This window comes from Gammaproteobacteria bacterium (genome assembly GCA_027296625.1).
In the GTDB taxonomy this organism is placed as follows: Bacteria; Pseudomonadota; Gammaproteobacteria; order JAKEHO01; family JAKEHO01; genus JAKEHO01.
In genome coordinates this window covers 1-21,300 of the sequence record JAPUIX010000078.1, presented here as the reverse complement: position 1 = coordinate 21,300, position 21,300 = coordinate 1, and the positions used below count along the sequence as shown (strand labels likewise).

The 21,300-nt window shown below is 54.7% G+C and carries 18 protein-coding genes, 1 tRNA gene and 1 pseudogene; 3 read left to right on the top strand and 17 right to left on the bottom strand.

The window, feature by feature from the left end:
• The 3 genes from O6944_04380 to cysC form a co-directional block, all read right to left on the bottom strand.
• Positions 1-2,081 (bottom strand): NADP-dependent malic enzyme (locus O6944_04380; GenBank protein ID MCZ6718375.1); only part of this gene is annotated, 2,081 nt, incomplete at its 3' end.
• A gap of 191 nt (positions 2,082-2,272) precedes the next feature.
• Complete coding sequence (gene ffh / locus O6944_04375) at positions 2,273-3,631, bottom strand: signal recognition particle protein (protein ID MCZ6718374.1); 1,359 nt, start codon at positions 3,629-3,631, stop codon at positions 2,273-2,275.
• Positions 3,632-3,722: 91 nt separating this feature from the next.
• Entirely contained in the window at positions 3,723-4,280 is a 558-nt protein-coding gene (gene cysC / locus O6944_04370; protein ID MCZ6718373.1) for an adenylyl-sulfate kinase, read from the bottom strand.
• Positions 4,281-4,568: 288 nt separating this feature from the next.
• Between cysC and ccsA the strand changes: the two genes are divergently transcribed.
• Both ccsA and O6944_04360 read left to right on the top strand, forming a co-directional pair.
• Positions 4,569-5,378, top strand: coding sequence for a cytochrome c biogenesis protein CcsA (ccsA, locus tag O6944_04365; GenBank protein ID MCZ6718372.1), 810 nt, complete (start codon positions 4,569-4,571; stop codon positions 5,376-5,378).
• Positions 5,379-5,482: 104 nt separating this feature from the next.
• Positions 5,483-6,790, top strand: coding sequence for an HlyC/CorC family transporter (locus O6944_04360; GenBank protein MCZ6718371.1), 1,308 nt, complete (start codon positions 5,483-5,485; stop codon positions 6,788-6,790).
• Between the two features lie 39 nt (positions 6,791-6,829).
• On the opposite strand, the gene radA is transcribed toward O6944_04360, so the two are convergent.
• The 9 genes and pseudogenes from radA to rnr all read right to left on the bottom strand — a co-directional run bounded on the left by radA (position 6,830) and on the right by rnr (position 16,339).
• Positions 6,830-8,203, bottom strand: coding sequence for a DNA repair protein RadA (gene radA / locus O6944_04355; GenBank protein ID MCZ6718370.1), 1,374 nt, complete (start codon positions 8,201-8,203; stop codon positions 6,830-6,832).
• Complete coding sequence (gene alr / locus O6944_04350; GenBank protein ID MCZ6718369.1) at positions 8,190-9,275, bottom strand: alanine racemase; 1,086 nt, start codon at positions 9,273-9,275, stop codon at positions 8,190-8,192. The genes radA and alr overlap by 14 nt, the downstream gene beginning before the upstream one ends.
• Positions 9,272-10,672, bottom strand: a complete 1,401-nt coding sequence (gene dnaB, locus O6944_04345) for a replicative DNA helicase (protein ID MCZ6718368.1) — start codon at positions 10,670-10,672, stop codon at positions 9,272-9,274. The genes alr and dnaB overlap by 4 nt, the downstream gene beginning before the upstream one ends.
• A gap of 128 nt (positions 10,673-10,800) precedes the next feature.
• Positions 10,801-11,274: a 50S ribosomal protein L9 gene (gene rplI, locus O6944_04340; GenBank protein ID MCZ6718367.1), complete on the bottom strand. Its 474-nt coding sequence runs from the start codon at positions 11,272-11,274 to the stop codon at positions 10,801-10,803.
• Positions 11,275-11,430: 156 nt separating this feature from the next.
• The gene (locus O6944_04335) at positions 11,431-12,351 is read right to left on the bottom strand and encodes a DUF2232 domain-containing protein (protein ID MCZ6718366.1); all 921 of its coding nucleotides are present in this window, start codon (positions 12,349-12,351) and stop codon (positions 11,431-11,433) included.
• Between the two features lie 33 nt (positions 12,352-12,384).
• The gene (gene rpsR / locus O6944_04330) at positions 12,385-12,609 is read right to left on the bottom strand and encodes a 30S ribosomal protein S18 (GenBank protein MCZ6718365.1); all 225 of its coding nucleotides are present in this window, start codon (positions 12,607-12,609) and stop codon (positions 12,385-12,387) included.
• Between the two features lie 206 nt (positions 12,610-12,815).
• A pseudogene (rpsF, locus tag O6944_04325) lies at positions 12,816-13,208 on the bottom strand (30S ribosomal protein S6).
• A 96-nt stretch (positions 13,209-13,304) separates the two neighbouring features.
• Positions 13,305-14,081, bottom strand: a complete 777-nt coding sequence (rlmB, locus tag O6944_04320) for a 23S rRNA (guanosine(2251)-2'-O)-methyltransferase RlmB (protein ID MCZ6718364.1) — start codon at positions 14,079-14,081, stop codon at positions 13,305-13,307.
• Positions 14,082-14,089: 8 nt separating this feature from the next.
• Entirely contained in the window at positions 14,090-16,339 is a 2,250-nt protein-coding gene (gene rnr, locus O6944_04315; protein ID MCZ6718363.1) for a ribonuclease R, read from the bottom strand.
• A gap of 41 nt (positions 16,340-16,380) precedes the next feature.
• On the opposite strand from rnr, the gene O6944_04310 reads away from it, so the two are divergent.
• Positions 16,381-16,467 (top strand) — tRNA-Leu (locus O6944_04310).
• Between the two features lie 84 nt (positions 16,468-16,551).
• Here the strand turns inward: O6944_04310 and O6944_04305 are convergent.
• From O6944_04305 to hflK, 5 genes are all read right to left on the bottom strand, one after another.
• Complete coding sequence (locus O6944_04305; protein ID MCZ6718362.1) at positions 16,552-17,847, bottom strand: adenylosuccinate synthase; 1,296 nt, start codon at positions 17,845-17,847, stop codon at positions 16,552-16,554.
• A 60-nt stretch (positions 17,848-17,907) separates the two neighbouring features.
• Positions 17,908-19,095, bottom strand: a complete 1,188-nt coding sequence (locus O6944_04300) for an ATP phosphoribosyltransferase regulatory subunit (GenBank protein ID MCZ6718361.1) — start codon at positions 19,093-19,095, stop codon at positions 17,908-17,910.
• A gap of 5 nt (positions 19,096-19,100) precedes the next feature.
• Complete coding sequence (locus O6944_04295) at positions 19,101-19,286, bottom strand: DUF2065 domain-containing protein (GenBank protein MCZ6718360.1); 186 nt, start codon at positions 19,284-19,286, stop codon at positions 19,101-19,103.
• 51 nt (positions 19,287-19,337) lie between these two features.
• Positions 19,338-20,201, bottom strand: a complete 864-nt coding sequence (gene hflC / locus O6944_04290) for a protease modulator HflC (GenBank protein ID MCZ6718359.1) — start codon at positions 20,199-20,201, stop codon at positions 19,338-19,340.
• Positions 20,201-21,300, bottom strand: a 1,100-nt coding sequence (gene hflK, locus O6944_04285) for an FtsH protease activity modulator HflK (GenBank protein MCZ6718358.1), incomplete at its 5' end; no start/stop codon positions are given. The genes hflK and hflC, both read right to left, overlap by 1 nt.

Here is a 21,300-nt window from a genome sequence, read left to right as displayed (position 1 = left end):
AGTACGTTGGCCTCCCCCTTTATTGTTGAATCGGGAAAGCTCTCTCGACGAACATCCTCAAGTAACGCGGCATCCGCACGCATCTCGCCTTCCACCTCTAACTCGGGAGCTTGCTGCTTTATCAACTGGAGTGCCTCACGCATCTTTTTAGCCGTTGGGGTATCGGCGCTACCGTAGTTAGAGTGAGACAAAAGTGCGACCTTGGGCGTAATGCCGAGACGGCGAACGACTTCCGCTGCCATCAAGGCCATCTCCCCAATCTGTTTTGCAGTCGGATCAGATGTGATATCGGTGTCACAGATAAAATAGGTACCCTTCTTCAGTATCACGATATTCATCGCAGCTGGATAGTCAATTCCTTCTCGGACTCCTAACACGTCGACGATATGCTTGAGATGATCTTCATACGCCCCACTCAGCCCGCAGATCATCGCATCCGCCTCACCGCGTTTGATCATCAATGCAGCAATGACAGTATTTTGAGCTTGAACCGCGGTGCGCGGATCCTGCAACGGCATACCTTTCCGTTCCATGATCGTGTGATACAGGGTGCCGTATTCTTCGCTACGAGGATCCTGATCAAGATCGACGAGTTCAAAGTCCGCCCCGGGCCTGATCCGTAGGCTTAACTCCTCAATCTGCCCTACGATCGTGTCAGTTCGCCCAATAAGGATGGGCCGTGCCAGCCCTTCATCAATCACCGCCTGTGCTGCGCGCAGAACATTTGGCTGTTCACCTTCAGCGTATACCAAACGTTTTGGACCCTCTTTAGCTCGGTCGAAAACCGGCTGCATGAACAATACGCCATCAAACACGTACCGGGTGAGTTGCTGACGATACATATCGAGATCTTCAATAGGCTTAGTCGCTACACCACTCTCCATCGCTGCCTTGGCCACTGCGGGTGCTAGCTTGACAACCAGTCTTGGATCAAACGGCTTTGGGATCAGGTAATCAGGGCCAAATTTAAGATCCGCGCCACCATAGGCGGCCACAACGATGTCCGGTGCGGCCTCCATGGCAAGATCCGCCAATGCCTGCACACAGGCAATCTTCATCTCGTCATTAATCGTCGTGGCACCTGCGTCAAGGGCCCCGCGAAAGATATACGGAAAACACAAGACGTTATTTACCTGATTGGGATAATCAGAACGTCCCGTCGCAATGATGGCGTCGGGGCGCACAGCTTTCACTTCCTCAGGCAGGATTTCGGGGATTGGATTTGCCAGGGCCAGCACTAACGGCTTCTCAGCCATGTTCCTGACCATCTCCTGCTTCAACGTACCTGGGCCGGAGAGACCAAGAAATATATCCGCACCTTTGATGGCGTCAGCTAGGGTGCGCATGTCCGTATCACGGGCAAAGCGTCGCTTGTGGGGCTCCATGCCACGGCTCCGCCCCCGGTAGATCACGCCAGCGCGATCGGTGGCAATAATGTTTTCCTTTGGCAGGCCCATCTCCGCCAGCAGTTTGAGGCATGCGAGGGCTGAGGCGCCAGCCCCCGACGTAACCAACTTGACTTGACCAAGCTCCTTTCCAACCAACCTCAATCCATTCAGGATTGCCGCCGCGACGATGATGGCGGTTCCGTGCTGATCATCATGAAAAACCGGGATCTTCAGCCGGCGACGCAGCTTGCCCTCGATCTGGAAACACTCTGGTGACTTAACATCCTCAAGGTTAATGCCACCGAATGTCGGCTCAAGGCTGGTGATGATGTCAACCAGCTTATCCGGATCGCGTTCGTTGATTTCAATATCAAAGACGTCAATACCCGCGAACTTCTTGAACAGGACAGCCTTACCCTCCATGACTGGCTTGGCAGCAAGCGGGCCGATACTTCCCATGCCAAGTACCGCCGTACCATTGGTGATGACAGCGACGAGATTCGATCGCGCCGTGACCATAGAAGCAGCTGCTGGATCGTCGACAATCGCCTCACAGGCGGCTGCGACCCCAGGCGTGTATGCGAGCGCCAAATCATGCTGGTTAGCCAACGGTTTAGTCGGCACCACCTCGATTTTGCCCGGCGTCGGCTGACGATGGTACTCAAGCGCCTCTTCGTAGCGATTGTCCGCCATATATCAGTCCATTACACAATCTGGTGAGTTTGACCCGAATGCGGGAGCGCGGCCACGCACTTTTTTCGCTCGTTATGAGACCACACTTAAGGAAGAATAGAAGAAAATACGATAAATGTCTTCAATTAAACAATTTTCGTCCACTATGAACATAAAAGCCAGAGGCGAGTGAGGGTTCACCCAACCATTGATCAGAATCCCGCCCCTGGCAACTTCCCCTTCATAACACGCATCGCCCTATTCAGTCCGCCCTTTTTGGATAAATGTTTCATCATTTTTTGCATCTGACTAAATTGTTTGAGCAAACGATTGACGTCCTGAACTTGTGTGCTGGAGCCCAGCGCAACGCGCCGCTTGCGAGAAGCCTTGATCGTCTCCGGAAAACGGCGCTCATTGGGCGTCATTGAATCAATAATGGCTCCCATTTTCACAAGTTCTTTATCGTCAAACTTTTGACCCGCTCCTTGTGGCAGACCCATAACACCGGGTAGCTTGTCAAGAAGCTTTGTTAGACCGCCCATCTTCCGCATCTGGCACAGCTGATCACGAAAGTCTGCAAGATCGAACGTCTTACCCGTCTTAAGTTTGCCCGCAAGTTTGTCCACCTTTGGGCGGTCGGCCGTTTGTTCTACTTCCTCGATAAGGCTGAGCACATCACCCATGCCAAGGATCCGCGATGCGACACGCTCGGGATAAAAAGGAGCAAGCGCGCTGACGGCCTCCCCTACCCCCAAAAACTTGATGGGCTTCCCGGTGACATGCCTGACGGACAGCGCCGCTCCACCTCGCGCATCCCCGTCGGTCTTGGTGAGAATTACGCCGGTCAACGGCAAGGCCTCGTTAAACGCTCTTGCAGCATTCACTGCATCCTGCCCCATCATACTATCGACAACAAACAAGGTTTCGATGGGTTCAAGTGTGCCATGCAGGCGCGTGATTTCTGCCATCATTACATCATCGATATGCAAACGTCCCGCCGTATCCACGATTAGCACGTCAACAAAACGCCGACGCGCATACTGCAGGGCAGTCTCGGCGATCTGTAACGGTTGATCCGTGACATTACTCGCAAAAAAGTCCGTACCGGCCTCTGCGGCAAGGATCTCAAGCTGATTAGTCGCTGCAGGACGATAGACGTCACAACTGGCAACAAGCACAGATTTCTTCTCTTTTTCCTTCAGCCACCTGGCGAGTTTTGCCACACTCGTCGTCTTGCCCGATCCCTGCGGGCCTGCAACGAGAATCACTGCCGGCGGTTGAGTACGAAGGTTCAGGCCCTCGTTTGCCTGACCCATGATTGCAACAAGTTCGTCATAGACAATCTTGATAATGGCTTGTCCTGGTGTCAGGCTTGTAGCAACCTCCTGACCGACAGCGCGCTCCTTTACTCGTTGGATAAATTCGCGGACAACAGGCAATGCAACGTCTGCCTCAAGAAGTGCCATGCGCACTTCCCTAAGGGTCATCTCTATATTTTCATCAGTTAGACGACCCCGCCCGCGCAGGCCGTCAAGCGTACGCGCAAGCCTATGCTTCAAGTTATCAAACATGCTTTACAAAACACGGAAGCGCTGTCACAAACAAGATACTGTGCATCGACAAACAGGGAGATGAACTAACAATTCTGATTTAAAGAATGAATTATTTGCGCTTGAGAATTTCCAGGTAACCATTGCCCTCGAGCCATTCAAGCAATCGTGTCAACGATCGATTGATGTCCTCGCCACCTGTATCAAGAACCAAATCAGGTTCCTCAGGAATCTCATAGGGATCATCGATCCCCGTCATTCCTTTTAATTCTCCGGCCCGAGCCTTTGCGTAGAGCCCCTTCGCATCGCGTTCCTCACACACACTAAGCGCCGTTGCTACATAGACTTCTAGAAACTTCCCTTGTTCCGCTTCGACCCACTCCCTGAACGTGTCACGGATTTCAGCATGTGGCGCAATGAGTGCACAGATAGCAATACCTCCATGTCGGGTTACCTGCGCTGCAACGTAGGCGTTCCGCAGAATATTGAGAGCACGGTCTTCTTTCGAATAACCAAGACCGCTGCACAGCAGTTTACGGATCTCATCGCCATCAAGAAGCGTCACTGGGCGCCCATACTGGTTCTTGATGTGCTCGGTTAGTGCAGTGGCGAGCGTCGACTTCCCGGCAGAGGGAAGTCCCGTGAACAGTATGGCCAAACCACCTTTCATCGTTGCTGTCCTGTTTCCCAGAGATGGTGAACCGAACCGAATGTGGTCCTTTTAAACATCGATCAGCGGGCGGCCCGCAACACCGCCAGAAACCGAGCGGCGATTCTAGCAAGATTTTTGCCAACCCTATAGGCAAAGATTCCTCCTGGACTGAAAAGCGCAATGGGGCCTGATGTCCTTGGCCCGCACTATCCTTCGCCAAGCTCAATCTACGCCCGCTACCCCCGTGACGCTTCAACGACACGCGCAACTATGCCATCATGCCGTTGTCATGGCAGGAAGCGACTCATGAACATCGCTGCCGTCAGCATCGCCGCCATTATCTTGTATCTTGCGGCGGCTTCACGGCTAGCCGTGGCGCTGTTTTACACCCCACACGGCGGCCAAAACGCCAAGATTCAGACGATAAGTATCGGTATGCTCGCCATCATCCTGCATGGTGCAGTGCTATACCACATTGTTGTCACGGGCAGCGGACTGAATTTGGGATTTTTTAACGCACTCTCGTTAGTTGCCTGGATGGTCGCCTTAGCCCTGTTAGGCGCCGCCATCGCCAAGCCTTTGGAAAATCTTGCCATTATCCTGTTACCGCTTGCGGCCCTATCGATCGTACTGGAGATGCGTTTTCCGACGACCCACATCCTCCCAGACAGTGCACCAATGGGGTTGCGCATACATGTATTGCTCTCGGTGTTAGCCTACAGCTTGCTGACCATTGGCGCCTTTCAGGCGTTGCTGCTAGCACTCCAGGACAGGCAGTTACGCAAGAAGCGCCCGATTCGCATCATGCACGCTTTGCCACCGCTGGAAACGATGGAGACCTTGCTGTTCCAGATCATCGGGATTGGCTTCTTCCTCCTCAGCCTGAGCCTCATGAGTGGTCTCATGTTTTTGGAGGACATTTTTGCCCAGCACTTGGTGCACAAGACCGTATTGTCAATTGTCGCCTGGCTTGTTTTTGCCATCCTCCTATGGGGTCGATGGCACTTTGGCTGGCGAGGCCGTAAGGCGATTGCTTGGACGCTCGGCGGCTTCGTGGCGCTCATGTTGGCTTACTTCGGTACCAAGATAGTTCTGGAGTTAATTCTTCACCGATAATTGGAACGTTGAGAACGAAGCCGTCGGTATTACGGTGCTTGACAGTGGCACGCACTGTTCATAGAAAATAGAAGCCCCATCGGCGACAAAAGGCACACCCTCTCTTGGAAGAAATTCACCTAGGCATTCTGTTCAGCGCGTTATTCGTGCTGATTCTCCTATCAGCTTTCTTCTCTGGCTCAGAGACTGCGATGATGACGCTCAACCGTTATCGGCTGCGTCACCTGGCACGTACAGAACATAAAGGCGCGATGCGTGCTAGCAAACTACTTGAGCGGCCGGACCGCCTGATCAGTCTGATCCTCCTTGGCAACAACTTTGTCAACATTCTCGCATCGGCCATCGCTACTGTGATTGCACTACGGGTTCTGGGTGAGATCGGTATCGCAATTGCGGCTATTTTGCTCACCGTTATCATTCTTATCTTTGCTGAGGTCACGCCGAAGACCATCGCCGCGCTTTTCCCAGAGCGAATCGCATTTCCTGCCACGTATGTGCTGAATCCGTTATTGAAACTTCTCTACCCTTTCGTGTGGGTGATCAATGCTGTCGCCAACGGATTGATAAAACAATTCGGCATCACCCCTGAGGAAGTTACAGAGGCGCCATTAACGCGCGAAGAATTACGCAGCATTGTGAGAGAAACTGGACCGATGATATCTACCCGGCATAAGCAGATGCTGATCAGCATTCTCGACCTGGAAAAAGCAGCGGTCGAGGACATTATGGTCCCACGCAATGAAATAGCTGGTATTGATCTTGATGATGACGAGGATGAGATCATGGAATCACTCACCAACTATCGGCATACGCGATTACCGGTCTATCGTGGTGATGTCGATAATGTCATCGGGATACTTCATTCGCGAAAGGTGCCGCGTCTTTTCGCCGATGGTGAGGAGTTGTCTCTAGATGCGCTAAAAGATCTTCTGGACGAACCGCACTACGTTCCGGAAGGAACGCATTTGCATACACAGCTATTAAACTTCCAGCGCAGTAAGGAGCGGATCGGGTTGGTCGTCGACGAATATGGCGTGATTCAGGGCCTCATCACATTAGAAGACATATTGGAAGAGATTGTCGGTGAGTTTACCACCGATCCCCAGCCCTTTAGTCGTGACATCTACCCGATGAAGGATGGTTCGTATCTAGTCGATGGCGGCGCACATATCCGCGAGCTGAACCGTGCCCTTAACTGGGACTTACCAACAGAAGGGCCGAAGACGTTAAATGGTCTGGTGCTCGAGTATTTGGAAACCATCCCGGAGCCGGGCACCAGTTTGCGAATTGGGCGCTATACGGTGGAGATCGTGCAAACGACGCGGAACGCCGTGAAAACGGCTCAGATCAAACCCTATTCTTCGGGCAAGGAAACAACCACCAAAGAGACACTAGACGAGCAAAGCGAATAGCTTTGAATGGATCCCGCGCAGTCTTTTGATCTGTGGCGGTTAACTTAATGACTCCAGCGCCTCTTGAATCCGGGTTAGGCCTGTGATCGCCATCCCGGAGATCCCCTTCTTCGGTGCGTTTGCTGCGGGTACTATGGCGCGCTGGAATCCGTGTTTAGCTGCCTCCCGGAGCCGCTCCGGCCCATTCTGCACCGGCCGAATTTCGCCTGCCAGCCCGACCTCGCCAAAAACGACAAGATCACGCGGCAAGGGCCGATCTCGAAGACTCGACAACACAGCCAATAGGATCGCAAGGTCCGCACCTGTTTCACTAATCCGAACACCGCCCACCACATTCACAAAGACATCTTGGTCATAGGTAGCCACACCGCCGTGACGATGGAACACCGCGAGCAACATAGCGAGCCGGTTCGACTCAAGTCCTACCGTTACACGTCGCGGATTTGATAAGTGCGAGGCATCAACCAGCGCCTGTACCTCCACCAATAGAGGACGGGTCCCTTCGCGTGTTACCATAATCACACTCCCCGCAACATCTTTCGCATGCCGTGAGAGAAAGATAGCCGACGGATTGCTCACTTCACGCAACCCTTTATCCGTCATAGCAAACACACCGAGCTCATTGACTGCCCCGAACCGATTCTTGACAGCGCGGATCACCCGAATGCGGCTACCACTATCACCCTCAAAATACAGGACCGTATCGACCATGTGCTCCAGTACCCGGGGACCTGCCAATGCACCCTCTTTGGTGACATGCCCGACCAGAAAGATAGCCGTACCCGTCTGCTTCGCGTATCGCACAAGCTGCGCCGCACTTTCGCGCACCTGCGCCACAGCACCGGGTGCGGATTGCAAGCTATCGGTGTAAACCGTCTGAATCGAATCGATAACCATAACTTGTGGTTGTTCCACACTGGCGAGTTTCAGGATCCCTTCGATATTGGTCTCGGTGAGAACACGAAGTCCGTTGGTATTCAGGCCTAGGCGACGGGCCCGCAGGCTGACCTGCTGCACGGACTCCTCACCTGTGACATACAATGTCCTAACACCAATCTCATCGGTCATCGCTGAAAGCGTTTGGATCAGGAGGGTGGATTTCCCAATACCCGGATCGCCCCCGATTAGCACAACTGAGCCAGCGACCACGCCGCCGCCAATGGCCCGGTCAAGCTCTGCGATCCCTGTTCGGATCCGCACCCCGTCGCTAGGTTCTACCTCCTCGAGCGAGGAAATCGCCGCAGCCGAACTGCCAATCGTTCTGAACCGTGATGGATGTTTGCCGCCCCGGCTATCCTCCACAATGACTTCGGTCATCGTGTTCCAAGCAGCGCATTCCGGACATTGACCTGACCACTTGGGTGCCGCAGCACCACATTCCTGGCACTGAAATTGAACGTTAGCCCGTGCCATCGTCGATGAATCGAATCCGTTTGTTAACGCCGCAGAGCAACTCGTAGGGGATTGTATCCGCTTGCCTTGCCACAATCTCAACTGGCAATCCCTTCCCCCATAACACCACAGCGTCGCCGACCTTTGCAGTCGGCACCTTGCCCAGATCCACGGTCAGCATATCCATCGATACTTGGCCTATCAACGGCGCGGCCACCTCGTTAACAAGCACGGAGGTGCCCACCTTCGCGTGACGGGGGTAACCGTCGCCGTAGCCAGCTGCGACGATCCCAACCGGCATGTCGGAAGGACAGTGCCATGCGCCACCGTAACCAACCGCGTCGCCGGCTTGCAGTTTTTTAACCGCGATCAGCTTTGAACTCAGTGTCATAACAGGCACCAGCCCCGCCTCAGGACCTGACCCGTTGGCAAACGGGGAGACACCATAAAGCATCAAGCCTGGCCGAACCCAGTCGGCATGTGCGTGGGGCCAGGCCATCAGCCCTGCGGAATTCGCAATGCATCGCTCGCCGGGGAGATCTTTAACGGCTTTCTGGAAACAAGCCAGTTGCGCTTCTGTAGTGGAATCATCTCGCGCATGCGCATCGGCAAGGTGCGTCATCAGCCGGACAGATCCGGCCACATTCGGGCAGTGAGTGATCCGACCCCAGGCAACTGCCACCGCCTCCGGGGAAAAGCCTAATCTGTGCATGCCGGTATCAATCTTGAGCCAGACCCGTAGCGGCGTCTTTAAGCGCGCGCGCTCAAGCATGTCGATCTGCGCTGGCTCGTGGATGACAATTTCCAGCTCAAGACGCGCAATTTCCGGCAACTCATCCGCGGTGAACGGGCCCTCCAAAAGTACGATGGCCTTGTCGATGCCCTCTTTTCGCAATTGGCTGGCCTCTTCAAGACAGGCAACACCATACGCGTCGGCGGATTGGAGGGCATGAGCTACCCGAGCGAGGCCGTGGCCATAGGCATCCGCCTTGACGATGGCCATGACCTTTTTGTTGGGGGCAAGTTTGCGAGCGAAGTCCAGGTTGGCGCTAAGCGCCTTAAGATCGATAACAGCACATGTCGGCCGGCTCATTCATGGTCCCCGACCGGGGTATAGCTGTCACTCACGTAATTTTCGAACCGGGTATACTGGCCAAGAAAGGTTAGCGCAATCGTTCCGATTGGGCCGTTACGTTGCTTGCCTACTATGATTTCGGCGAGACCCTTTTGGGGACTCTCCTCATCATATACTTCGTCACGATAGATAAACACAATAACATCGGCGTCCTGTTCGATAGCGCCGCTTTCACGGAGATCTGACATAAGCGGACGTTTGTTCGGGCGTTGTTCAAGGCTCCGATTAAGCTGCGATAGAGCTAACACGGGAACATTAAGTTCCTTGGCGAGCGCTTTAAGGGATCGGGAGATCTCAGAGATTTCCGTGGCACGGTTTTCCTTGGTCCCGGGTACCTCCATGAGCTGCAAATAATCCACAACGATGAGATCGAGACCGTGCTCTCGAAAAAGTCTGCGACAACGAGACCGCAGCTCACCGGGCGTCAACGCTGCCGTGTCATCAATAAAAAGTTTCGCATCTGATAGGATTCCAACAGCAGATGTCAGACGAGGCCAGTCCTCATCATCCAACTTGCCACTGCGCACCTTGTGTTGATCAATGCGGCCAAGCGAGGACATCATACGCATAGCGAGCTGCTCTCCTGGTGATTCCATGCTGAAGATGGCCACCGAAAGCTTGTGCTTGATGGCTGCATGTTCCGCAATGTTGATAGCCAAGGACGTTTTCCCCATGGACGGCCTTCCCGCCACGATGATTAGGTCCGAAGGTTGCAGCCCTGCCGTCAGTTTATCCAAATCGTCAAAGCCCGTGGGCACACCAGTAATCGGGTTGTCCTGTTGAAACAGGGCATCTATCCGATCAAGCGCGTGAACGAGTAGGTCCTTGATCGTGCGATACCCACGTCGCCCACGGGCTTCCTGCTCGGCGATCTCAAACACTTGCCGTTCAGCAAGATCGAGAATTTCTTCACTGCTCTGCCCTTCTGTGTTGAAGGCACGATCTGTCATCTCCGTGCCCACACGTACTAACTGGCGCAGCACAGAACTTTCCCTCACGATGCTAACATAGGCAGAAATGTTTGCAGCGCTCGGCGTGTTCTCAGCTAACGCTGCAAGGTAAGGGAGTCCACCCGCCTCATCCAATTTGTTATTTTTCTCTAACCACTCAGACAGTGTCACGACGTCGTAAGGTTTGCCATCTTCAGCCAGCGCTGCAATGGCACTGAAGATCAATCGATGATCACTGCGGTAGAAGTCTTCTTCGCTCAAGTGATCAGCGGTGTTAATCCAAGCTTCGTTGTCCAGCATTAGACCGCCAAGGACGGACTGCTCAGCGGCGATGGAGTGTGGGGGGACCTTCAGTGCCTCAGTTGCTGCATCAGGCACGTAGTCTGGAACTGCAGTCTTCTGCATCAAGCTTCCCGGTGACTTAAAAAAAGTTGATCAACGACGCCCTTGTCCCGGAACGACCCATTGGGCTGAATGGCGCTTAAGATACCTTAATGCCAACAGTTCTGATTCGCGCGCGACGGGTGTGCGGCTCAGGATTCTGTTGCCTGGTCGACGTCCTCGTCAGCGATGATGTTGACTATCACTTTAGCATTCACATCCGGATGTAGGTGAACGTCGATTTCGTGTTCGCCGATCTGCCGCAATGGTCCAGCCGGCAAACGGACTTCGTGTTTACTAAGTTCGTTTCCAAGCTCACTGACCGCAGCCGCGATATCTGCTGTCCCCACGGATCCGAAAAGCTTACCTTCGGTGCCAGCCTTTTGGGTAATTGTCACTACAAGATTAGTAAAGGCTTCTGCTCTCGCCTGGGCCTTCTCAAGCACATCGGCGTCTGCCTTTTCAAGTTCCGCTCGAAGGGCCTCGAACTTCGCGATGTTCTCCGGCGTGGCGGGAACGGCCTTGCCGGTCGGAATCAAGTAATTACGGCCGTGCCCGGGCTTCACGCGTACCTTCTCGCCCAGGCTGCCAAGGTTATGTATCTTTTCAAGCAGGATGACTTCCATCAGAACACCTCAAATTGACCTAGGTATTATGATACATTTGCGCCGTTGTGGAAAACGACAGGGGGCTTCAACAGACCGCCCGAGGACGATTCCTCTTTCAACGCCTATCTTCTTGATCATGAAGGTTTAAGAAGCCGAGGCGATCACGGACTTGGCCTATCTATCCTCCGTTTCAGTCCCCGTACCGGGTCCGCCGCTGCCGCCAAATTTCAACCACGTATCGGCTACGCCGACACATGCTACTAGCATTACGGTCTGGGGCGGCACAAGCAACATAAGTCCATACAAAGCCACCAACCAGCCCACGGATAGGTTTCGCTTGGCAACATACTGGTGAATGACGGCCAATCCTTGAAAGAGGTACATCATTACCGCCACAAACAGCAGATCGCGCACCAACATCTGCGCTAGACCCTCAACGACGATCGCGAGAACAAGCAGAAGGCCCGCCACCAATGTCATGAATCGCGGCAGCCGCAGTGAGTAAAACTCGACTTTAAAGCCACCGGGGTTATACAAGATGGCCTGCCACCAACGTGCAAGGAGAACGGTCGCCATCAAGCTGAGCGTCATTCCGGCGGCGACCGTCGCGTTCATATAAGGCAAAGCATACTCAATAAGTTCATCGTCCAGGAAACCGGCGCCGGTACCCCCAGCGCTTTGGATCACAGTCTGCAACCAAGCGCGCCACCAAACTGTTGGATCACCGGTAACAATGTACATACCGACGACAAATAAAGCGGCCAAACTGCCAATTACCAATAGCAAGGCAGTCTGCGAACGTGCAATGCGTAAGACCAGCCCACACAACCATACCGGTCCCCAAACTCCAAATGCAAAGACCAACGCGAGTATCGGCGAATCAAGGGCAGCCCATGCCAACACTCCCATGAGCACCAGACTTGCAGCCACAATCTGCATGCCATACATCGGGCCGCGCGCTAACGTCACAAGCCCAACGGGGGCGCCACTTAGATAGGTAAAAGGAGGTAGTAAAAACGATAATATTGCACACAAAGTCGTAACGCTCACCGCCTGCGTACGGCCACGCATAATGTAGGCGGCAATTGTGTGCACTATGATTAACTTAGCGGTGTATCAAACACCGTGTCAGTGTGAATCACAATAGGGCAATAAGGCTAGATACCGCGCTCGCTTAATTGCCTTGGCCAATTGGCGCTGATACCTCGCTTTGGTCCCAGAGATACGGCTCGGCACGATCTTGCCCGTCTCATTAATGTAATTCTTTAGCGTGTTGAGATCTTTATAATCAATCTCCTTAACGCCCTCTACGGTAAATCTGCAATAACGCCTGCGTCGAAAATAACGTGACATACCCTCTATCCTCGCGTTGTTATACTGATCGTAAAGCCAACGACAAACCGCCTTTAATCCTCTGTTTCCGCACCATGTTCGTCTCCTAGCGTACCATCTTGGTCAGCACGCGGCTCACTCTCTTCATCATCCAAGCCTTCGGTCACTGTCTCGTCAGCTCGCTCAGCAGATTCTTCCTCCGTCTCTTCTTTTAATTTAGCAAGTGGCTCACCCTTTTCATCATCCAAGCCTTCGGTCGCTGTCTCATCAGCTCGCTCAGCAGATTCTTCCTCCGTCTCTTCTTTTAATTTGGCAAGTGGCGAGGGTTCTGTTACCGGTTCACTACGTCGCATTATTATGTTGCGGATCACTGCATCATTAAAACGAAACGCGCTACTAAGCTCCGTGAGCACCTCATCGTTACACTCGATGTTCATGAGCACGTAATGTGCCTTGTGAACTTTGTTTATGAGATAGGCTAATTGGCGCCGGCCCCAGTCCTCGAGACGGTGGATGTGCCCCCCTTTGGATTCAATCATGCTGCGGTACCGCTCAATCATGGCGGGTACCTGCTCACTCTGGTCCGGATGGACCAAGAACACGACCTCGTAGTGTCGCATCATATGCTCCTTTCGGTTTATACAGCCTTCCGCTCAGGCGGTAAGGCAAGAAGAAACAGATTGGTTATCGCTCGATAAAGTGGCGGCTATTCTAGTTTATGGCCCCTGCGGTTGCAATTTTGTGCCCTCATTACGGCGTTGCCGCAACGCTTCAAACAGGCAAACACCGCTTGCCACAGCAACATTCAGGCTCTCAACACTGCCCAACATGGGCAGGTGGACAAGATGGTCACAGCATTCACGGGTGAGGCGTCGGAGGCCCTTATCCTCAGCACCTAAAACCAACACGAGAGGCACGGTGAGGTCCACTTGATAAAGGCTTTCCTTAGCATCAGGCTCAGCACCGACAAGCCATAAGCCCGCATCTTGCATCTGCCGGATTGCCCGGGCAAGGTTTGACACCTGCAGCAGTGGTACGCTATCGGCCGCGCCGCTTGCGACCTTGCGTACAGTGGCGGTAAGACCCGCAGCGCGATCTCGACGGATCACCACCCCATCCACACCTGCGGCATCCGCGACCCTAAGACAGGCCCCCAAATTTTGTGGATCTTGCACGCCATCGAGCACCAGCAACAAGGGCTGCTCGGACAGGCGATCGAGCAGGGTAACCAATTCGGCATCGCCTAGCGCCCGCGCGCGCCTGCATCGAAGCACAACGCCCTGATGTCTTGCCTGATCGGCCAAGCGATCGAGTGTTTTGCGCCGCACGCGGTGCACGGGCAGGGTGTGGATCTCTGCAAAACGCACAAGCTCACGGACTTCTGAGACACGATCACCTTCTTGGACCCACAACTCCAATGCGTTCTCAGGCGACTTCCTGAGTGCATGCCCAACCGCATGTACGCCATAAATGTACTCATCACGACGAGGCATCAATCGATTTACCTTTGCATTCGACGACGCCGGCTAACACGGTGCTTTTTCTTTTGCACGCTAACCGTGCTGTCACCGCGTTCGACGATCTCAAAGTCGATCTTTCGTTCATCTAAGTCGGCACGCACTACCCTCACCGTAACCCTGTCCCTTAAACGGTAGGACTTCCCCGTCCGTTCTCCCCGCAGGATATGAGCGACGGGATCGAAGTGATAGTAATCGCTCCGCAATGCCGTGACATGAACTAGGCCCTCCACGTAGATCTTATCGAGTTCAACAAATAGTCCAAAAGACGTCACCGCCGTGACCAACCCGTCAAAGACCTCCCCAACCTTATCGAGCATGTACTCGCATTTTAGCCGTTGCTCGGCGTCACGGGTCGCCTCGTCCGCACGCCGTTCTGTCATCGAGCAACGTTCCCCAAGAAAGCGCATCCTGTCCCAATCATAGGCGAATTCTTCCCGGGCGCGCCCTCTGAGACGGTGGCGTATTGCACGATGCACCAGGAGGTCGGGATAGCGGCGAATCGGCGAAGCGAAATGCGCATAGGCGTCGAAGCCGAGGCCGAAGTGGCCGATATTCTCTGGGCTGTAGACGGCCATCTCGAGGCTCTGCAGGAGCACTGTCTCAATCAGGTGCGCGTCGGGACGCCCGCGCACGCGCCCGATCAAGTCGGCGTAGTCCTTGGCCTTCGGCTTTTTGCCGCCGCCGAGACGCAGTTCAAACTCAGCGAGAAAGGCATGCAAGTCGTTTAACTTTTCAGCACCTGGTGCATCGTGCACTCGGTAGAGTGTCGGTAGTCTGTGCTTTTTCAGAAATTCTGCAGCCGCTACGTTGGCCGCGAGCATAAACTCTTCGATCATTCGGTGAGCATCGTTGCGCACGAGCGGCGCAATCATCTCAATCCGACCGTCTTCACCGATTACGATGCGTGTCTCAGTCGTTTCGAAATCGATGGCACCGCGCGCCTGCCTGCGCTTAAGCAGCAAGGAATAAAGGGCATAGAGATCTTCCAGGGGCGAAATCAGTGTCCGGTATTTCTTAACCAGGCGCGGATCACCGTTGATGAGCATTCCGGCAACCTCGGTATATGTGAGCCTCGCAGCTGATCGCATGATTCCTTCGAAAAACCGGAAGCGCTCAGTCCGGCCTTTAGCGTCAATCGTTAGCTCACACACCATACAGAGCCGATCTTGCATGGGGTTCAACGAGCAGAGCCCGTTAGACAACACTTCGGGCAACATAGGTATAACCCGATCGGGGAAATACACCGAGTTACCGCGGCCTCTCGCCTCTTCGTCCAATGCCGTTCCAGGGAGGACGTAATGAGACACATCCGCAATCGCCACGAGCAAACGCCAGCCGCGACTTGTGCGCTCACAATAGACGGCATCATCGAAATCACGGGCGTCCTCGCCGTCAATGGTTACCAGCGACAAATCACGAATGTCCTCCCGCTGCCGCAGGATCTGATCCAGGATTGGCTCGCCTAGATCCTTGCCTTCTCGTGTGACGGCGTCGGGCCAATCACAAGGAAGGCCGTGCGCGCGAATAGCAACATCTACCGCCATACCAGGCGCCATGTGATCCCCGATGACCTCCACCACACGCCCGATAGGCTGGCGGTGCCGGTCAGGCTGTTCAATGATCTCAGCCAACACAAACTGGCCGCTACGGGCACCACCCGCCGCGTGCTCCGGGATCAGGATGTCCTGATGGATGCGTTTGTTGTCGGGCACCACAAACCCTATGCCGCTTTCCTGAAAGTAACGTCCGACGACCTGATGGTTAGCCCGATTGAGCACCTCCACGAGCGCCCCAAGTCGCCGTCCGCGATGATCGAGGCCAATGAGGTGGATGACCGCTTGGTCGCCGTGAAGCAGGCTGCGCATCTCCTTAGCGGAGAGAAACAGATCGGCGCTGCCATCATCGGGAACGAGAAAACCATAACCATCCGCATGCCCGATGACCCGCCCGCGCACCAGATCCATCTTTGTGGCGAGGCCATATTCACCCCGCCGGCTTTGGATCAGCTGGCCATCTTCGGCCATGGTTTGAAGCGTTTGGGTTAATTTAGCCAACAGTTGCTTATCGCGGACCGCAAATGCCCGGGCAATGCTCTGCAATGAACACGGGCGACCGCGTTCATTCAGATGGTGCAAGATGGTCTCCTGGCTCACAAGTGCATCTGAGATGCGCTTGGAGGGACGCGTCTTGCGGCTTTTAACGGGGCGATTTCTGGGTGAAGGTTTGCGCATTGACAATACGGAGGGCTGTCGTTAAAGTCCGCCGTTCCCGCGCCGAGGTGGCGGAATTGGTAGACGCGCTAGCTTCAGGTGCTAGTGGGGGTATCCCCGTGGAGGTTCAAGTCCTCTCCTCGGCACCATCGGTTGCCGTATTTCCCGCGCCAGTATACAGACTTTTTTGGGAGAACCCTTGCCACGGACGTTGCACCAAAATCCTTTTGATTCTACGCGTCGAAGGGATGGCGCAAAATGATGGTCTCTGATCGATCCGCACCGGTAGAGACCATATCGATCGGTACCTCGGTAATCGTCTCAATGCGTTTCAGGTAGGCGCGCGCCGGGGCAGGCAACTTTGCGTATTCCTTTATGCCTGACGTTGACTCCTTCCATCCCGGCATCTCTTCATACACCGGCTCGCAGGCTGCTATCGCCTCAGCGCCTACCGGCGGTGTTAAGCGGACTTCCCCTTCACTCCGGTAACCAACGCACAATTGGATGGTGTCCAGTCCATCCAGTACATCGAGCTTGGTAATACAAAGCCCTGAAAGGCTGTTGATCTGTCTCGAACGCCTCAGTGCCACTGCATCGAACCACCCACAGCGGCGCGGTCGTCCAGTGGTCGCGCCGAACTCATCCCCACGGCGGGCCAGATGCTCACCCATCTCGTCAAAAAGTTCCGTGGGGAATGGGCCTGAACCGACCCGCGTGGTGTAGGCCTTGGTGATCCCAAGAATATAGTCCAGACCCCGCGGGCCGACACCGGTCCCCGTGGCGGCGCCACCGGCCGTGGTATTAGACGAGGTGACGAACGGGTAGGTGCCATGATCAATATCAAGTAATGTGCCCTGGGCGCCCTCGAAGAGGACATTCTCACCACGGACCTGGCACTGATACAGCAGCTCGGTCACATCCGCCACCAACGTGATGATCTGCTCGGCCATCCCCAACGTTTCGTCTAGTATGGCCTGAAAGTCCAGGGGCTTGGCCTTGTAGTAACGCTGCAGGACAAAATTGTGGAAGTCGAGTAACTCGCCGAGGTTGGCGGCGAAGCGTTCACGGTGCAGAAGATCGCCGACCCGGAGCGCCCGGCGCGCAGCCTTGTCTTCGTAGGCCGGACCTATTCCCCGACCCGTCGTCCCCAGTGCCGCCGTACCCCGCGCACGCTCACAAGCACGATCCAACGCAATATGGCTTGGCAGGACCAGGGGGCACGCCTCACTGATCTTGAGTCGCTCCCGCGCTGGAATGTTATTTGTCTCCAACATCTCAATTTCGTCCAGGAGCGCCCTGGGCGAGAGCACGACGCCGTTACCTATGAAAGACTGGGTGCGATCGCGGAGCACCCCGGAAGGGATCAGGTGCAAGATGGTCTTCTTGCCATCAATAACCACCGTATGACCCGCGTTGTGGCCACCTTGGAAACGCACGACGACGGCCGCCCGTTCCGTGAGGAGGTCCACCAGCTTTCCCTTGCCTTCGTCCCCCCATTGGGTACCGATCACAACAACATTTTTGCCCATATGGCGTATCTGCTATCGAGGGTGTAAAAATAGCGTGGGAGATTCGATGCGCAGCTAAACTCAGAGTTTAACGACTACCCAGCGTCCATCCTGTCGCTCGAGCTGCCGGTCACAGGCCATCTCGGACGCCCCCCCTGTTTGACCGGGAAGGGCACAAACGATCCGTTCGCCCTGTTGCCGAAGTTGCAAAACGGCATCAGCGAGCGCCGGGTCATCCAAACAGGGTGCGAAGATCCCCGAGGGCGTTGTGGCTGGGCTAGGATTTAACGCTATCAAGGCTTTTAGGTCGGCGGTGCTGAAGCCCGTTGCCGGCCGTGCTCGCCCGAAGGCCTGACCGATATCATCATACCGGCCGCCGAGTGCGATGGCCTGACCTCGTCCAGGCACGTAAGCCGCAAAGATCACACCCGTGTGGTAGTGATATCCCCGAAGTTCGGCCAGATCAAAATTCAAGGGGGCATACGTGATGCGCTGGGCCACGAGTCCCGCGATGTGCCGCAGATCGGTGAGACACTGACGCGCCAGTTTCCCCGCTTTTTTTAGCACGCGCTCAGCATCATCAAGTACCGAAATATCACCATTCAAGTCGACAAGGCTTACCAACATATCCCTGACATCCGCGGCTACTGACCACTCACTCAGCAGCGCCTGAACCTCCGGCGTAGCCTTACGCTGAAGGGATTCAAATAACGAACTCTCCTGGACAGAAGAAAGCTTGGCCTGATCAGCGAGTCCACGAAAGATTCCCATGTGCCCGAGATCCACATGCATCTCGGTTATGCCAGCGAGCTTCAATGTTTCCAACATCAAGCACAAAACTTCTGCATCGCTTTCAACACCGGCGTGCCCATAGAGTTCGGCGCCCACCTGATATGGGCTGCGAGACCCGCCAGCCCCATCAGGCCGCGTGTGCAAGACGGTGCCGAGATAACACAAGCGCGTTGGTAGGTCGTCGCGCTTCAGCTGATGAGCATCAATACGAGCAACCTGCGGCGTCATATCAGCACGTACCCCCATTAACCGCCCCGTTAACTGATCAGTCAGCTTGAAGGTTTGCAGGTCGAGTTCTCTGCCTGTGCCGGTAAACAGAGATTCCAAATATTCGATAAAAGGCGGGATAACAAGCTCGTATCCCCAAGTTGAATACAAGTCAATTATCTCCCTGCGCAGCCCCTCAAGGCGCGCCGCTTGTGGCGGCAACACCTCCTCAATGCCTTCAGGTAACAGCCAGCGATCCTCAGTCGACATGATGGTTAACGCAGAAAATACAGTAGCAGCAGACCCAGTAGCATGCTGGTCAACCCAATAAAGCGCAAGATAGCATCGTTTAATCCGGCCGCCGCGATCAACGCCTTGCGTAAGCCGTCCGGGCTGATAAACGGCATAATTCCCTCTAAAACCAAGACCAGAGCAATCGCCGTCAGCAGGTCATGCCACATACGCAAAAAGCCGGGGATAACCCCGGCACTCAGCCTCGTTAGGCGGCACCATTACTGGCCCATGGGATCCTTGAAATACTTGAAGAAATCCGAATCCGGTTCCAACAGTAGGATGTCACCTGATCTCCCCATACTCTTCTTGTAGGCATTGAGGCTTCGAGTGAACTCGTAGAATTCCTGATCTTCCCCAAAGGCTCCCGCATAGGTTGCCGCCGCCTTGGCATCACCCTCACCGCGGGTGCGCTCTGCATCGCGGTAGGCCTCGGCAAGTATGATGGTCCTCTCCCGGTCGGCATCAGCGCGTATGCGTTCAGCAGCTTCCGATCCCCTGGAGCGAAAGTCTCGCGCTACCCTCTCACGTTCCGCCCGCATCCGCTGATGAACAGAAGCGCTGACTTCCTCTGGTAGATTAATACGCTTGATGCGCACATCGATGGCTTCGACTCCGAGCTCTTCACCTTGCCTGTTTGCGTTTTCCGTTACGATGTTCATAATCTCAGCGCGTTCACCGGAGACCACTTCCAGAATGGTGCGCTTACCAAACTCGCTGCGCAGCCCGTCGTTAACCTTCTGAAACAGGAGTAGCGCGGCGCGGCGTTCATCGCCGCCGGTCGCCTTGTAATACTTCTCGACGTCTTTAATGCGCCATTTCACATAGGAGTCCACGATCACATCCTTCTTCTCACTGGTCAGGAACCGTTCGGGCTCAGCGTCGAGTGTCAGGATGCGCGCATCAAACTTGCGCACGTTGTTTAAGAATGGCACCTGAAAATGCAGTCCCGGTTCATAATCGGAGCGCTGGATTTCACCCAGCCTGAACTTGATGGCGCGCTGGCGTTCGTCCACAGTGAATAGTCCAAACCACGCGACAACGGCGAGCACGATCAGCGTAATGAAAAGCTTGGGGTAGGCCATTAACGTACCCTCCTGCCTTGGAGCTCGTCGTCCCTCGCTCGTGCATCCTGGTTCGGGGTCGGTGAGGTGGATTGCCGCGACACACCCACAGAGGGGAGACCTTCTCGCCCCACTGTGCCCCGCTCCATCAGCTTGTCCAATGGCAGAAACAGCAAATTGTTACTGCTTTTTAGATCCATGATTACCTTGGGGGAGTTGGCCAGCACCGTCTCGACCGCCTCCAGGTACAGGCGCGCCCGCGTTACATCGGGCGCTTTTTCGTATTCCCGAAGCAACTTTGTGAAGCGCTCGGTTTCACCATCTGCCTCGGCGATTACCTGTGCCGCATAGGCCAAGGCTTCCTGACGTCGTCTCGCCGCCGCACCACGGGACTTCGGCAGGATCTCATTTCTATAGGCTTCAGCTTCATTAATAAGGCGCTGCTCATCCTCGCGCGCCTTGATGGCGTCATCAAATGCACTCTTTACGGGTTCGGGCGGCTTAGCCGGCTGCATGTTGACACTGGTTACAAGCAAGCCGGTTTCATACTGGTCCAGGATGTCCTGAATGAGTTCCTTGACGTTCGCAGCGATCTCACTCCGACCCACGGTCAACACATGATCCATTTTGCTCTTCCCAATTACTTCTCTGATCGCAGTCGACGTTGCATCCCTCAAAGTGGAGTCTGGGCGACGGACGTTGAATTGATAAGCCTCCGTATCCTTGACCCTGTATTGCACCGCTAGTTCGACATCGACGATGTTCTCATCCTGGGTCAGCATGTTGGCCTTATGTGTGACAGTGCGAATTTGATCAACATCCACAATTTCAACCTTTTCAATTGGGCGGGGAAAGCGGAAGCTAATTCCAGGCTCCAAAATAGCGACGAATGAGCCAAATCGGAGCACGAGGCCACGTTCCGCTGGCTGAATGATGTATGCAGACTCCCACAGCAGCACGGCACCGAGAGCAATGACAATAAAGATCCAAATGCCGCGAGGACGTCTACCGGGGACGCCTGTGCGCCGTCGTCCGAACAAACCGCCGAGCCGGTCCTGCATCTTGCGCACGATTTCATCCAAATTGGGCGGTCCACGATCTTGATTCCGTCCGCTCCAGG